This window comes from Microcoleus sp. S36b_A4, from assembly GCF_036700645.1.
Taxonomy (GTDB): domain Bacteria; phylum Cyanobacteriota; class Cyanobacteriia; order Cyanobacteriales; family Microcoleaceae; genus Microcoleus.
On the sequence record NZ_JAUBPI010000129.1, the window covers coordinates 1 to 14,810 of the forward strand.

General features: G+C 46.5%; 14 protein-coding genes. 6 read left to right on the forward strand and 8 right to left on the reverse strand.

Features of this window, described 5'->3' with window-relative positions; all coding sequences use genetic code 11:
- Positions 1-467: 467 nt before the first annotated feature.
- Positions 468-713, forward strand: coding sequence for a hypothetical protein (locus tag QUA03_RS26285; protein WP_333216303.1), 246 nt, complete (start codon positions 468-470; stop codon positions 711-713).
- A 21-nt stretch (positions 714-734) separates the two neighbouring features.
- Here the strand turns inward: QUA03_RS26285 and nadB are convergent, their stop codons facing one another.
- The 3 genes from nadB to QUA03_RS26300 all read right to left on the reverse strand — a co-directional run bounded on the left by nadB (position 735) and on the right by QUA03_RS26300 (position 4,386).
- On the reverse strand, positions 735-2,387 hold the full coding sequence (gene nadB / locus QUA03_RS26290) for an L-aspartate oxidase (RefSeq protein WP_333216304.1): 1,653 nt from the start codon (positions 2,385-2,387) through the stop codon (positions 735-737).
- Positions 2,388-2,710: 323 nt separating this feature from the next.
- Positions 2,711-3,145, reverse strand: coding sequence for a photosystem II complex extrinsic protein PsbU (psbU, locus tag QUA03_RS26295; protein WP_333164451.1), 435 nt, complete (start codon positions 3,143-3,145; stop codon positions 2,711-2,713).
- 254 nt (positions 3,146-3,399) lie between these two features.
- Complete coding sequence (locus tag QUA03_RS26300; RefSeq protein WP_333216306.1) at positions 3,400-4,386, reverse strand: adenylate/guanylate cyclase domain-containing protein; 987 nt, start codon at positions 4,384-4,386, stop codon at positions 3,400-3,402.
- A 512-nt stretch (positions 4,387-4,898) separates the two neighbouring features.
- Between QUA03_RS26300 and hisF the strand changes: the two genes are divergently transcribed.
- Both hisF and QUA03_RS26310 read left to right on the forward strand, forming a co-directional pair.
- Positions 4,899-5,690: an imidazole glycerol phosphate synthase subunit HisF gene (gene hisF, locus QUA03_RS26305; RefSeq protein ID WP_333216308.1), complete on the forward strand. Its 792-nt coding sequence runs from the start codon at positions 4,899-4,901 to the stop codon at positions 5,688-5,690.
- A 433-nt stretch (positions 5,691-6,123) separates the two neighbouring features.
- A complete protein-coding gene (locus tag QUA03_RS26310; protein ID WP_333216310.1) occupies positions 6,124-6,465 on the forward strand; it encodes a low temperature-induced protein in 342 nt (113 codons plus the stop codon).
- 289 nt (positions 6,466-6,754) lie between these two features.
- On the opposite strand, the gene QUA03_RS26315 is transcribed toward QUA03_RS26310, so the two are convergent.
- Positions 6,755-7,771, reverse strand: a complete 1,017-nt coding sequence (locus QUA03_RS26315) for a sulfate/molybdate ABC transporter ATP-binding protein (protein ID WP_333216312.1) — start codon at positions 7,769-7,771, stop codon at positions 6,755-6,757.
- Between the two features lie 435 nt (positions 7,772-8,206).
- Between QUA03_RS26315 and argC the strand changes: the two genes are divergently transcribed.
- Positions 8,207-9,265 (forward strand): N-acetyl-gamma-glutamyl-phosphate reductase, encoded by a 1,059-nt coding sequence (gene argC / locus QUA03_RS26320; protein ID WP_333049472.1) that lies wholly within the window; start codon positions 8,207-8,209, stop codon positions 9,263-9,265.
- Between the two features lie 171 nt (positions 9,266-9,436).
- On the opposite strand, the gene eno is transcribed toward argC, so the two are convergent.
- The gene (eno, locus tag QUA03_RS26325; protein WP_445242849.1) at positions 9,437-10,717 is read right to left on the reverse strand and encodes a phosphopyruvate hydratase; all 1,281 of its coding nucleotides are present in this window, start codon (positions 10,715-10,717) and stop codon (positions 9,437-9,439) included.
- 302 nt (positions 10,718-11,019) lie between these two features.
- Between eno and QUA03_RS26330 the strand changes: the two genes are divergently transcribed.
- Positions 11,020-11,925, forward strand: a complete 906-nt coding sequence (locus QUA03_RS26330; protein WP_333216313.1) for a calcium-binding protein — start codon at positions 11,020-11,022, stop codon at positions 11,923-11,925.
- Between the two features lie 166 nt (positions 11,926-12,091).
- Here QUA03_RS26330 and QUA03_RS26335 read toward each other — a convergent pair whose 3' ends face one another.
- The 3 genes from QUA03_RS26335 to QUA03_RS26345 all read right to left on the reverse strand — a co-directional run bounded on the left by QUA03_RS26335 (position 12,092) and on the right by QUA03_RS26345 (position 13,729).
- Complete coding sequence (locus tag QUA03_RS26335) at positions 12,092-12,742, reverse strand: nucleoside triphosphate pyrophosphatase (RefSeq protein WP_333216321.1); 651 nt, start codon at positions 12,740-12,742, stop codon at positions 12,092-12,094.
- A 91-nt stretch (positions 12,743-12,833) separates the two neighbouring features.
- Positions 12,834-13,373, reverse strand: coding sequence for a photosystem II reaction center PsbP (gene psbP / locus QUA03_RS26340; protein WP_333216315.1), 540 nt, complete (start codon positions 13,371-13,373; stop codon positions 12,834-12,836).
- Between the two features lie 143 nt (positions 13,374-13,516).
- Positions 13,517-13,729, reverse strand: coding sequence for a high light inducible protein (locus tag QUA03_RS26345; protein WP_333216317.1), 213 nt, complete (start codon positions 13,727-13,729; stop codon positions 13,517-13,519).
- A 326-nt stretch (positions 13,730-14,055) separates the two neighbouring features.
- Between QUA03_RS26345 and QUA03_RS26350 the strand changes: the two genes are divergently transcribed.
- Positions 14,056-14,667 carry a hypothetical protein gene (locus tag QUA03_RS26350; RefSeq protein WP_333084122.1) on the forward strand — a complete coding sequence of 204 codons (612 nt, stop codon included), beginning with the start codon at positions 14,056-14,058 and terminating at the stop codon, positions 14,665-14,667.
- Positions 14,668-14,810 lie beyond the last annotated feature (143 nt).

Consider the following 14,810-nt stretch of genomic DNA (forward strand, 5'->3'; position numbering starts at 1 on the left):
TTTTTTCTAATTAACTATTTTTATCGATTTTATCATGATCTTGCCTCTGTCTCACATTTATTTGAAATGACTATAACTTAAAAAAATCGCTCGCTCCTTAAACTGTAAGGCTTCTAAGCTTTTTGAAACCGTTCAAAAAAATGTCCAAAGTAGTAAAATCTCAAATCTAAAGTCACATAAGTTAAAATCCTGTAATTTGTCATCTGTCATTAGATAGATTTAGCCAAATATAAAACTTATGAGAGCAACTTGCCGTCTCATCTAAATGTTACAAAATATTAAAATAAATCACAACCTCAAACCAAATTCCAATCCCCAAAAGCCTTAATGTAAAAAAAATTATGTAAACTTACGAAAATTAATTAAAGTAAATGTAAACATATCAGTGGAAATACGTAAATTGATAGATATAATAGGTGGTACAGACGGGGATCTATTGCGGTGATTTGAATAAGGCTGTGAATACTATGCGTACTTTGATTCAGCTCACAACAACGGCAACCCTGGCAGCCTGCCTGCAAGTGAATACAGTCGGCACCGCAAATGCGGCTCGACTTGTCAGCAACTCAACTAGCAATTTCACAAAAGCCCGTAGCACGGGCGAGAACCCCAGAGTTTGGACAGTTACACCAACCTCTAGGTTGGGAAATCCCCAACAATACGAACCAACCCCGAACGGGAACCCCGAAAGTGACGGTACGGGAACGCGCTGACCCCAAATTTTCAATAAATTTTCAATCTTCTATTCGCGGAGATTTGTACCAATTGGATTGGTTAATTAAAGTATGGCTGCACCAATCCGGATCTGTGAGAGGATAGTCCACCCGGTAGTGACCGCCGCGACTTTCGGTGCGAAACGCAGCACTTTTGACAATTAAGTAGCCGATATCCAATAAATTCCCAACTTCTCCCCAATTTCGCAAAATTGAGCTATTCTGGGCCTCAGCAGGGGAAAAATCAATAATGTGTCCGGGCTGTAAATTATCAAGCGTCTGACTCAAAGGCAACAAAGCAAATTCTTGCCGCCAAATCTCAAGTTGGACGATCGCACTTTCCAAATCCCGTTGTCCCCGGCAAATTCCCGCACTCTGCCACACCAAATTCGGCAATTCGACCCGCAACTTTTCGATCGCCTCAATGTCCTTTTCAGAAATCGATTTTTCCAAGATTTCCTCTGCATCTAACTCATCTGTGAGCGCCTCGGGCGTTCCACCTTCTAGCTGCAAAAGTCCCATCTGCGCCCCAAAAACCAGACATTCCAGCAGCGAATTGCTAGCCAACCGATTAGCCCCGTGTACCCCCGTGCTCGCAGTTTCTCCCACCGCGTACAAACCCGGAATCGAAGTTTGGTTAAACTTGTCAGCGACAATTCCTCCCATCCAGTAATGGGCAGCGGGCGTCACCGGCACCGGTTCGGAAAAAATATCAATTCCCCAGTCAGCGCAAACTTGAATAATATTCGGAAACCTGTAGCGCAGTCGATCGACCGCAATCGGGCGCAAATCCAACCAAACATGAGGTTCCCCCGTCTTCTGCAAGTGGCGGAAAATAGCGCGGCTGACAACATCCCTAGGGGCGAGTTCCCCGCTGGGGTGAGAGTCAAAGGCAAAGCGATATCCCTTACTGTCAACCAAATGAGCTCCTTCTCCCCGCACCGCTTCGCTAATGAGAAACCGAGGCGCGCCCGCTGTACTCAGCGCCGTCGGGTGAAACTGCACAAATTCTAAATCTCGCAGCAGCGCCCCGGCGCGCCACGCAATTGCCACCCCGTCCCCGGTACTTACCGACGGATTGGTCGTTTGAGCAAAAACTTGTCCGCCGCCGCCTGTCGCCAGCACCACGGCTTTGGCCTGCAGCCACTTGACTTGTGAGCCGCAAATCGAGCTAATCCCCTGACACCGCCCGGTTTTGTCTAGCCACAGACTCAAAGCAAAGGCAGGAGATACGAGTTGAATGTTTTTGCGGCTCAATACTTTTGCTGTCAGCGTACTGATAACGGCTTTGCCCGTAGTGTCGGCGGCGTGGAGAACTCGGCGGCGGGAGTGAGCGGCTTCTAGGGTGAGGGCTAAATCGGGGCCGGTGCGATCGAATGCAACGCCCATTTTCACCAGGGAGTCGATGCAAGTACCAGCTTCCTCGACTAAAAATTTCACCGCCTCCAAATCGCAAAGGCCGGCTCCCGCAGCCAGTGTATCCTGAACGTGCAGCGCTGCGGAATCTTCAGGGGCGATCGCCGCCGCAATCCCTCCTTGAGCCCAATCGCTTGCAGAAACAGGCAGGGTATTTTTATTGATCAAGCCCACGTGCAAATGCTCTGGCAGGCAAAGTGCTGTATACAAACCCGCCGCGCCAGCACCTATTACCAATACGTCAAATTTGTCAGTCATAAGTCTGCCGCCAGTCTATTTTAGATTTTAGATTTTAGATTTTAGAATTGAGTCTACAGATGAATCTGGGGACTTGAACTAATGTCAGTCAAGGGATTTTAGATTTTAGATTTTAGATTTTAGATTTTAGATTTTAGATTTTAGATTTTAGATGAATCAGGGGAACCCGCTGATTTCAATCTAGCGAATTTTGGTCGGCTTTTGCCGAATGGTGGTTGAAAGTAAGTCTTGATAAATTAAAGGCAGAAGTCATCAGCCTAAGAGAAAAAAAATCTTTTCTTTCTGCCCAATGACTTCTGCCTTCAAATGAGGCCCGCTGCTACCTAGTCGTAGAGACCGTTATTCAACCTGGTATCTCCTTCAATAAAGACTGATTCGACATCAGTTATGGTGAATTTGTCCAAGTTAGCTTGCAGCACTTTTTTCTGAGCTTCCGTCAAACCTGAAATGTTGAGTACGTCCTCAACTTTTTCGTAAGGAGCGTTCTTAATAATTAGTCCAGCTAAAGTGGGATACAACCCTCGATATTGGCGAAAGTCCCGGACGGCGCTGTTGTTCAAATCAAGTTTTTTGCCGTATTCTGTGGCAAGCTTCTCATCGGCGCGATTGGTTCTAGCCGGAGCTTCAACAGCTAGGAGCGAGGATGATGGCAAGACGATACGGCTTAATGACGCCGCGATCGCGCTTTGGTCTCCAGCCCATGCAAAGCAGCCCAGCACTAAGCCCAATACTGCCAATAGACGACCCAATCGTTTCATGAAGTTTTGTCTCCCAATTTCATACACAGCATTTATGTAGAGACTACCATTTTGCTTATGCAGTTTTTCAGATAAATCCGCAATAGGTAGAGGGCTGTTATAAACTTTACATTTTGGTATTGACAAGGCGGACAATATATGACACTAGCCGACTTTTAAGCATCGCAGGCAAGTTTATCAAAGGCACTCCCAATTAAAAACTCGGACTGCCATTTTAAAAGGTTAATTTTTGCCCCGCCCCAATTTTCTCGCTATCAAGAACTTTTTCCTTTCGTTTTGAGAAAAGCATTCAAGTCAGCATAAGTACCGCCGTAAGTCACCGTGGGAGTGTCGTAACCCTTTAAAGCAACGGTGTGCTGCTCGAAAGCGCCCTGCGCCCCCAATTGCGTCAGGTATTTGTAGGTAGTTTCTCCCACAGCGATATCCTTGCCAAGTTGCTTGGTGCAAGATTCAAGGCGAAATGCTGCGTTTACAGTATCTCCCAAGGCGGTATAGTCCGATCGGTCGCTGCTGCCAGAATTTCCCACCATTGCATAACCGGTATTGATGCCAGCCCCGACTCGCAAAGGAAAAGGCAGGGGGTAACGGCTGCTGAGTGCGTCTGTTGCCTTGTGCAGTTCGCTCAAAGCTTGGCAAATCCGCATCATTTCCTCGCTGCTGACACCGCTGGTTTTGTGGAACCAGACTGCCATGATGGCATCGCCGATGTATTTGTCCACCCAACTGCCGTGTTCGCGAATGATCTGTCCTGCTTTGCGGAACCAGTTGCCGATAACTTCCGAGAGGAGGGTTTCGTCTAGCTGCCTAGTCAAAACTGTAAAGTCTCGGATGTCCATTACCATGACGCTAATCAGGCTACGCACCGTCAAAGTCGCCGTAAAATCTTCAGAGTCTGTCTCGTGTATTGGATCGTGTCGGTGACCGGCGGTTGGGTTGTAAAAGTCCAATTCGGTTTGACCGAAAATAATCCGATCGCCATTTCTGAGAGTGACAGGAATACTGACGCGCCGCCCGTTGACAAAGGAACCATTGCGGCTGCCCAAGTCGATCAGGTAGAACTCTCCTGTCTCCATTTGCTGTAACATCGCGTGATTACGGGAAATCCAGCGATCTGTCAGTACAAAATTATTGTCATCGCTCCGCCCTACTGTCCAGCAATTGCTGCCGGAGAGCGGCAAGTAGCGATTGCCGCTTTTCTCTGTACGAAGTACCAAATGTGGATTGGCTTGCAAAGTCACCACAGCCCTAAAAACGACATCAAGTCAACCGATTTGAGATTTTAAACTTTAAATTTTAACTTTACCGCGCGGCTTATAACTGAGATTGCTGCTAAAAAACCTCAAATCTGCTGTTCTCAAATCTAAAATTGTTTAGTCGATCGTCGATGCACCAAAGCATACAGGATTGCCGAACCACAATTCGATCGCCAGCGAAGGTAGTTATGGTTCGATCATAGGCGAAATTGTCATATTTTTCACCCCAAAGATGTCTCTGGGGACTTAAATTTGTTGCTTTTTGCGGAAACATAACTCTCTACCCATATTCTACCGAAGGTCACGGCTCCCACTGCGAGCCAAGTTTTATTTATTCTCAGGGGGCCTAAAAAAACTGAAAAATGGCTCTCCGGCTCCGACCGAGAATTGTTAAACACAAGGTATCTTTAAGATTTGTGGCTTAACTTCGGGTTTTTGAAGATATCAACAAAGCCTTTTCCTCGCTGCGGCGGTCAATAAGTTGGAAACACGAGAATTTTATGTTGTCGAAAAGAATTTTGCCTTGTTTGGATGTGAAAGCCGGTCGCGTGGTCAAAGGTGTCAATTTTGTCAACCTTCAGGATGCTGGCGATCCGGTAGAAATGGCTCAGGTTTACAATGATGCCGGTGCTGACGAGTTGGTGTTTCTGGACATTACGGCGACTCACGAAGACCGGAATATTATGATCGATGTGGTGTACCGAACGGCCGATCGCGTATTTATCCCTTTGACGGTGGGCGGCGGTATCCAATCCTTAGACACAATTAAAAGTTTGTTGAGGGCGGGCGCTGATAAGGTGAGTATTAATTCGGCGGCAGTGCGCGATCCGAGTTTAATTGACAAAGCCAGCGATCGATTTGGTAATCAGTGCATTGTAGTGGCGATCGACGCCCGCAAACGGCAAGACGCGGATAATCCTGGTTGGGACGTGTACGTGCGCGGAGGGCGAGAAAATACCGGCCTAGATGCGATCGCCTGGGCCAAGGAAGCCGAACAGCGCGGCGCGGGGGAAATTCTGGTGACAAGCATGGACTCGGACGGCACTCAAGCCGGTTACGATTTGGAATTAACTCGCAGCATTGCCGAAATGGTCGAAATTCCCGTCATTGCTTCCGGTGGCGCCGGCAACTGCCACCACATCTACGAAGCCGTGACTGAGGGCAAAGCAGAAGCAGCCCTACTGGCTTCCCTGCTGCATTACGGGCAACTCAGTGTAGGAGAAATTAAAACTTATCTAGCAAAATGTCAAGTTCCCGTGCGACAGCAGCAGCCATTAGTTATTAGTCATTAGTCAGTGGATAGTCGGGCGCATCTCATATCTTGCAACATTTTTAACAAACCGCTCTGCGGGTTCACTCAAGCGCCCTCTCACGTTGTAAAGAGGCTAAATAAACCCGCCCCCACTCCACGATAAAACCAGTTACTCACATTGATACCGCTATGTGAGGCGCATCCGAAGGCACTTATAGAGAATTTTTTTGATTCTACACAAGTGCCTTCTACATAAATCTCTTGGGGCGATCGACTCCTGTCAACTAGAAATATTCCCTGAGAAGGATTTCAAATCCCAGCTTTTTCAGCTAAATATTATATGTTAGCTCAATTTGAAAGAGAGCAAAAGTTGCTTTTCTCAAACTTGAGTTAAAGATTGTGCAGAATTTGAGTGAGCTTCTGCCTGTTAACAATCTTACCGATCAAAACTTCTAAAAACGGAGAAATTTTGTATGTCTTTTATCAGCTTTAACTTCCCTGCCAAGCGTTTAGTCCGCACTTTAATAGCTGTTTGTTTTTGTGCTTTGATGTTTGTTTCTAATGCTTTCCCGGCTTTTGCAGTTACTAGCAGCCCCACCAAAGGTGAAGACAAACTTTTGGGTATTGAAAAAGAATCTCAAGAAGCTGTACTGAAAAAACCAATGTCCTTGGAAGAAACTCAAGAAAAAGCCAGCAAAGGGCCTAACGAAGTTCAGGGAGACGCTGACATTGAAAAAATGAAAAATCCTTCCAATACACAAGCTACATCCTTTGAGCAACAAGTCAAAAAAGCTGTCAGCAAAATTAAAGACTAACTCCGCGCGCAGTAGTCAGCGGACAGTTGTCAGTATAAAAGATTAGGGACACGGCGCTGTGTCGTGTCCCTAGATTTTTTTTTGTAGAGACACCGCACCGCGTCACATTCTTGAAAAGGCAGTATCCAATCTAAATTTAGGTTGAGTTTTCAGAATCGATCTTAGGAATGAGAATTAAATAACTTCCACTCTTGAAAGTGGGATGGGCGTCCCGCCCGTCCTTTTTGGACGGGCGGGACGCCCATCCCACAATAACAATTAAAATTGTAAGTTATTTAATTCGCGATCCTTAGATGGAATAAAAAAGTGGAAAGGACTTGGCATCTTTCGGCTTTACGAACACTCTTTGCTGGGGCTGCAAGTTCAAGCTATCGAATCTTTCTCTAGTCAAATTAGCGTTTACTACTTGACCGTCATCTAAGGTCAATTCTACCTGAATTTCCCATCCCAAATGAATCAAGCGACTGATTCTTGCAGGCACTGTTGCACTATTTTCTGTAGTTTCAATTACTACGTCGTGAGGGCGTAAGAAAATCTCTGGGTTGGCTGAGTCAAAGCCGTTGTCTTGAAACATTCTTGAACTGCTGGGCAAGACATTGACTGGACCGATAAAACTCATTACGAAAGCACTAGCGGGATGGTCGTAAATTTCTGCTGGTGTGCCTACTTGTTCGATTTTACCTTTATTCATTACTGTAATGTGATCGGCAACTTCCATCGCTTCTTCTTGATCGTGCGTCACAAAGACTGTGGTAACGTGAACTTCGTCGTGCAGTCGCCGCAACCAAGCGCGCAAGTCTTTGCGAACTTTGGCATCGAGAGCTCCAAAAGGTTCGTCTAGCAGTAACACTTTCGGTTCCACAGCCAGGGCTCTGGCCAGGGCCACCCGCTGCCGCTGGCCCCCTGAAAGTTGCGACGGGTATCTATCGCCCAATCCTGCCAATTGCACTAAATTCAACAACTCTTCTACTCGCGATTTGACTTTCGTGGGTGGTGTTTTCTGAATTTGCAGCCCGAAAGCGATGTTTTTTCGCACTGTCATGTGCTTGAATAGCGCGTAGTGTTGAAATACGAACCCAATTTTGCGGTCTTGGACGCTAGTATTGGTCGCATCTTGGCCTGTTAGCCAGATTTTGCCGGAGTCGGGCATTTCTAAACCCGCAATCAGTCGCAGCAGTGTAGACTTGCCGGAACCAGACGGGCCAAGCAATGCGACTAGGGAACCCGATTCAATTTCTAAGCTGACTCGATCGAGTGCTTGGAAACTGCCAAACTGTTTTGATACGTTTTCTACGACTATGCCCATAGGTAGGAAGAAGGGAGAGGGAAGAGGGAAGAGGGAAGAGGCAGGATACAGGAAGCAAGAGGCAAGAGGCAAGAGGGAAAAATATCAATCTCCGGTTTGTGGATGGGTTAAGGTAAGTTTTTTTATAGCACGATCGCACATCAGTTTGTTAATTTTAGGGTTTTGGCGATCGGTCAGTCGATTTTAGATTTTAGATTTTAGATTTTATATTTACTTGCAGCGCCGTGAATCTGGAATATGGAACTTTGGTCTAAAACTTTGGGAGTTCCAGGGCTTTATATGGGTTTTGGGCGGTATCAAACAGCCGAAAATTAACAAAAATGCACCTCCAAAACAAAACAACACAATTCTTTGCCACCAAAGTTGACGTTTGGTACTACAATGCAGCAAAAGTTCAAGCGTTTTTGACTTCAACGGCTGAGGGGATAAAGGAAAATGGGAGATGTTGGACGTGTGCCTGTAGGAATTATCGGCGCTTCAGGGTACGGCGGCGTGCAACTTGTGCGACTGCTGGCAGATCACCCAGCGGCTGAAGTAGTGTATTTGGGCGGGGATAGCAGTGCGGGAAAACCTTTTTCCAGCCTTTATCCGCATCTGACTAACTGCATTGATTTGACAGTCGAGGCGATCGACCTAGACAAAATAGCGGCAAAATGCGAAGTTGTGTTTCTGTCGCTGCCGAACGGTTTAGCTTGCAAAATGGCACCGACGCTGATAGAGAAAGGCTGCAAAGTCTTGGATTTGTCGGCTGATTACAGATTTGAAAATCTGGAAACTTACAAAGCTTGGTACGGCGGCGAGCGATCGGACTCTGAACTGGCTGCAACGGCTGTTTATGGTTTGCCAGAATTGTACCGCGATCGCATTAAAAACGCTCAGTTAGTAGGCTGTGCCGGCTGCTACGTCACTGCTAGTTTATTAGCCCTGGCACCTTTACTCAAACAAGGCCTCATTGTGCCAGAAACAGCTATCATCGACGCCAAATCCGGTGCTTCGGGAGGGGGCCGCAAAGCCGAAGTTAATCTCTTGTTGGCTGAAGCAGAGGGTTCTCTGGGCGCTTACGGTGTTGGCCGCCACCGCCACACGCCAGAAATCGAGCAAATTTGCAGCGATTTAGCGGGACATGATATTAAAGTTCAGTTCACTCCTCACCTAATTCCGATGGTGCGGGGAATTTTGGCGACTGTGTACGCAACTTTGCGCGATCCGGGTTTGGTGCGGGAAGATTTAATCACAATTTTCAGTGCTTTTTACCGCAATTGTCCTTGGGTAAAAGTGTTACCGGCTGGAGTTTACCCCCAAACAAAATGGGCTTGTGGCACGAATCTTTGTTATATCGGTGTGGAAGTCGATCCGCGTACTGACAGGGTGATTGTGCTATCGGCGATCGACAATTTAATTAAGGGACAAGCCGGTCAAGGCATCCAGTGCATGAACTTGATGATGGGTTGGGAAGAAACTTTGGGTTTGCCACAATTGGCTTTCTATCCTTAATTGGTAATTGGGCATTGGTAATTGGGCATTGGGCATTGGGCATTGGGCATTGGGCATTGGGCATTGGTGATGAAAATTAAAAACTAACCGATTATCGATTACCAATTACCCATTCCCAATTACCGATTACCGATTACCAATTACCCATTCCCAATTCCCAATTATCCAGTGTTACTTGGGCCCGTAACCGATCGACCCAGCATAAATTGCCCGATCGCCCAATTGGTCTTCAATCCGCAATAAACGGTTATATTTGGCCACTCGTTCGCTGCGACACAAAGAACCAGTCTTGATTTGGCCGGCGCGAGTCGCTACCGCTAAATCGGCAATTGTGGTATCTTCAGTTTCACCCGAACGGTGGCTGATGACGGCTCGATAGCTGTTCCGTTTGCCGAGGTCGATCGTATCCAAAGTCTCCGTCAAAGAACCAATTTGATTCAGCTTAATCAAAATCGAATTGCTAGCTTTCAAATCAATTCCTTTTTGCAGCCGCGTGCGATTAGTAACAAACAAATCGTCACCAACCAATTGAACTTTGCTACCCATTTTCTCAGTCAGCGCTACCCAACTGTCCCAATCGTCTTCGTGCAAACCATCTTCAATAGAAACAATCGGATATTTTCCGGCCAAACCATCCAAATAATCGATTAATTCTGCCGGCGAATGAGCCACACCGTCGTAAGTGTACTGCCCATCTTTGTAAAATTCGCTAGCAGCAACATCCAAAGCCAAAGCAACTTGTTCACCCGGCTTATAGCCAGCTTTTTCAATAGCTGCAATCAACAAATCCAAAGCTGCTTGATTGGATTTAAGATTAGGCGCAAAACCGCCTTCATCACCCACACCAGTTAGCAAACCCTCAGCTTTTAAGACTTTACTCAAGGATTCAAATACCTCTGCACCCCAGCGTAAAGCTTCTTTAAAAGAAGGCGCACCCACAGGGACAATCATAAATTCTTGAATGTCCACATTATTGTTAGCGTGAGATCCCCCGTTGATGACGTTCATCAGTGGTACGGGCAAAACGTTCGCCAAGGGCCCGCCCAAGTAGCGGTAAAGGGGGAGTCCTAAAGTCTCGGCAGCCGCCTTTGCTGTGGCTAAGGAGACTCCGAGAATGGCATTTGCGCCGAGGTTGGATTTGTTGGGGGAACCGTCCAAGTCAATCATGGTTTTGTCTACCAGCGCTTGGTCGATCGCATCTATATTAGCCAAAGCGGGGGCAATTTTGTGTTCGACGTTAGCAACGGCTTTTAGGACTCCTTTGCCACCGTAACGGGTTTTATCATCATCGCGGAGTTCGTGGGCTTCAAAAGAGCCTGTAGAAGCACCGCTGGGGACTTGGGCGATCCCCACAACGCCGTTGGCTAGGTAAACTTCAGCTTCAATGGTGGGGCGGCCACGGGAGTCGAGGATTTCTCTGGCTTGAATAGATTCGATCGCAGTGTCTAGCATATTAATTATTCCTGACTTAACTCAAGGTTTCATGACAATTAGCAGTCTCTGGGTTTTCCCACGCTGACTGCTGACGGGTAATAGATTACGCGATCCCCAGAATTATTGGTACACAGTTCAAAATATTTGCGGATTTGGACGAGCAACCTGGTGTCAATAAACTACGCTTATTGAATAAGCATCTACGGCAATTTTGACAATAATTTGATTGTTTTAACCCCAGATTCCCGCAGATTTCTTAATTGAAATCTTTGTTAAAATCAGAATGTCAACAAAGTCAATCAAAAAAGGAGAAACTTAGGATGTTAGAAACAAATTTCGGAGAAATTAGAGCATTAGCTGAAAATTCAGACCCAATTATTGCTGATCCCTCAAACATCAAATTACTCACAGGCCCATTGCCAAATCCAGGCAGCGACCCCAACTTTTTTGACTTAACTCCCAATGACGACGCATTTCAATTAGCAAATGGAATTCTGCGGAATACTGCCGGAGGTTTGCGTGCCTTAGCTGGTAACGATTTTGTCAGAGGTTCCGGTGGTGCGGAACTGATGAACGGTAACAGTGGCACAGATACTTTAATTGGAGGTTGCGGCAGCGATACTATTCGTGGTGGTCAAGATTTTGACATTCTTTATGGAGAATGTGGCAGCGATTTTGTCAGCGGAGATCAAGGTAATGACTACGTTTATGGAGGCACGGCCAATGACTTTATTCGCGGCGGAAAAGGGAATGATGCTGTAGTAGGAGAGAGCGGAAATGATACTCTAATCGGTGATGCTGAAATTGATAGACTGTGGGGAAGTGAAGGCGCAGATTTATTTATCGTCCGCACAGAAGTGGGAGCAACTTCGGGAGAGATTGGTTCGCTTCAACCGTCTCCTAGCGGCAATTTTGATGTAGATGAAGTGCCTGCCGATTTTATTCTCGATTACAATCGGCTTGAAGGTGATGTAATTGGATTAGCGTCTGGATTGACGCGAAATGATATTGTTTTGAGCGAAAGGTTTTTAACAATTGGTGATGCCAGAGATTATGACAGCAGCGGGCCTTTTCCTCCGGGAATTCCTCGAACGGCTGATTTTAGAATTTTAAATACTAAGGCGACGGTGATTCGGGAAGCTAGTACCGGCAATATCTTGGGTTTGGTGAAGGATGTTTCGCCGGATCAACTTCAGTTTATATCTGTATCGGATGAGGCGCTCTAGGATAATTACCAATTGGTGGGCAAGAGTAATCTGCATAGCACGGATGGGCGGCACGAAACGCCCATCCGACAACAACAAGGCTCTCAATCCTCGTTCCCAGGATCTGCCTGGGAAGGCATATCAGCGAGGCTCTTCCTCCCGATTCCTGACATCAATTCAACAATATTTAAGATTGCCAGAAATCCGCCACATCATATCCCATTTCGGTGAGCATTTGCCGCAGCAGAGGTAAGCTTAAACCAATCACATTTGTGTGGCATCCTTCGATTTGTTCTACAAACAAACCGCCTTTACCTTCGAGTGCAAAACAGCCTGCACAGGCGAGGGGCTCTCCGGTAGCGACGTAAGCCGCTATTTGGCGCGAGGTCACTTCCGCAAAATGAACTTTTGTAACTTGACAGCGAATGATCGATCGCGACCTCGCCTCACCAAAGTCATCGAATCTAGTATCAATTAAAGCATGACCCGTATAGAGTTCGCCCACCTTACCGCGCATTTTCTGCCAGCGCGAGATTGCTTCTTCCTCATCCTTGGGTTTGCCGTGAATTTCGCCATCTATGAGCAAAATTGAATCGCATCCCAACACAAAACAAGATTTGGGATTGGGGATTTGCGGGTGAGAATTAGCGAGTAAAAACTTAGCTACAGCCTCAGCTTTCCCCTCTGCTAAAACCTGCACTAAATTAGTGGCATCTTTCATTTGTATTTGCCTTTCATCAAAGTCGCTGGGGCAAATCACAGCTTGAATGCCGGCATTTTCTAGGAGGCGGCGGCGCGCTGGAGAAGCTGAAGCTAATACAAAAGTTGGAATTTTCATCATTTAAGAAGTTCAGTTGACAGTTGACAGTTGACAGTTGTCAGTTGACAGTTGTCAGTTGGCAACTAACCCATGCCCCATGCCCCATGCCCTAATAAACAGAGAAAGATTTAACAACTTTCTCAAAAGCTTCTTTTACCTTGGGCCAACGTTCTTCAGTAGTGGAAACGTTAAGCGTAAAAAGTTTGCCGCGGCTGACGGCTACACTTGCTAAGTTGTGGCGTTCTTGGTTTGGCAACTTAACGGCATATTCTAAAATGTAATAGCTTTTCGATCGCGATTCACGAGCTTCTGCATTGACTAATTCAGCTTCGCGGCCGGAATCAATCGGGGCGATCGCACTTTTGCTGAGCTTGTATCCCACATCCGTCGGTGTTCCCAAATCCGCGAGAGTTTTGTCCTTCGCGACTGGACTGATTACCACGCTGACGTTCTCGGTTTGCTGAATCAAATCGCGGAACACCACATCGGGCCCGTTAGAAACCGCGATCGGCAGCCAGCCGTTAGGATAAAGAAATTGATAGCCATCGCCAGTATCAACGTAGCTTTTGAGTCCAGTGACTTTAGACACACAACCGGTCAAGGTGAGGCTTAGAACCACCAAAAGTATTGCCGCAATTCGTTTGAGCATTTTTTTTACGGGTAGGGTAAAACAAAAATATTTAATTTTAATTGTCTCACCAAACCTTGCCCCTCAAAATAGTTAAGCTATGGATCGCTGTTTGTGTACCGCCAGCGATCCATAGCCATATAGTTTAATTGTTAACAAAATCATTACAGGTGAGTTAACCAGCTAATCAGCCCGTGCTTGGTCGAAACTTCTAAAGCCAAGAGAGAAACAAAGCCAATCATGGCAAGGCGGCCGTTTAAGCGTTCTGCGTAGGGGGTAAAGCCGGTGCGGGGTTGGTCATCGATGTATACTGTCGGCTCGATCGCAAAATTGTTCATTTTGCCTTGGTCGTCCAGCATTAAGCCTCTGTTACTCATCTTTTTTTTCCTAAATGGTTTTTAGTGTACTGTAAATAAATGTAACAGACTTGTGAAGATATGTAAAGGATTGTGAGAAATTTTTTTTAAAGACCTCGCTCTGACACCAGTAAATAAAAAAAACGCAACTGTAGGCAAGCTCTAAACCCTTATATAGTCAGTCTTTCCCCAATCTAAAATCTAAAATCTAAAATCTAAAATGGTATGACTGTGGGTAGACTCTGGGCCCCGGAGGGGGGAGGATAGAGTGGAGAGGCACAAAAGTCGATGGTGTATGGCAAATCCAGTCTGGGTTTGACGAAAATTGTGGAACGGAGGAAAAATTTATGCGGGCCAGTCTGGAAATGCGTTGGTTTTATAGCGGTGCACTGCCAAAATCAATCAATCAATGGTTTGGAAGCGAGAGTCTCGGCGGGTATCTTTCGCCTCCTGAAGAGCGGGAAGACATATATTTGCTAGTACCAAGCTGCGACTACTTGGGAGTGAAGCTGCGTGGGAAAACCTTGGAGGTAAAGTGGCGTCAGGGAGAGTTGGGGACGATGCAGTTTGGCAACCGCTGGGAAGGCAAAGCCGAAAAGTGGCTGAAGTGGGTTTGTGCGGACACGATGGCGCCGATACCGGCGGATATTTTGGCGACAGGAAAGTGGGTGGCAGTCAAGAAAAAGCGAGCGCAGCGTCTTTATCAAGTATCGACCCCTGGTTCCCTGATGTCTGTGCCTGTGGAAGCCCCAATTCCCCAAGGTTGCACCGTGGAACTTACTCAGTTGAACATTAACGGCAGCGCGTGGTGGAGTTTGGGATTTGAAGCGTTTGGTAGCGAAAGTTGTTTGACAGAAAGCCTGCAAACAGTAGCTACTTGGACTAGCAAGAGTTATCAGGCGCAAAAGTTAAAAGCTGAGGATTCTTCTGCTTATCCGATTTGGCTAGGCAGCAAGTAATATCCAACGCCGCTTTAATAATACCTCCTGTATTTTTTAGTCCTCCTCTGCAGAGACGAGAGGCAAGTGTAGACGCGGTTTCAAGAGACTGTTGGCGAATGTCTGAGGGGTTTCACCCCTCAGACATCGCCGTCCTGAATAGG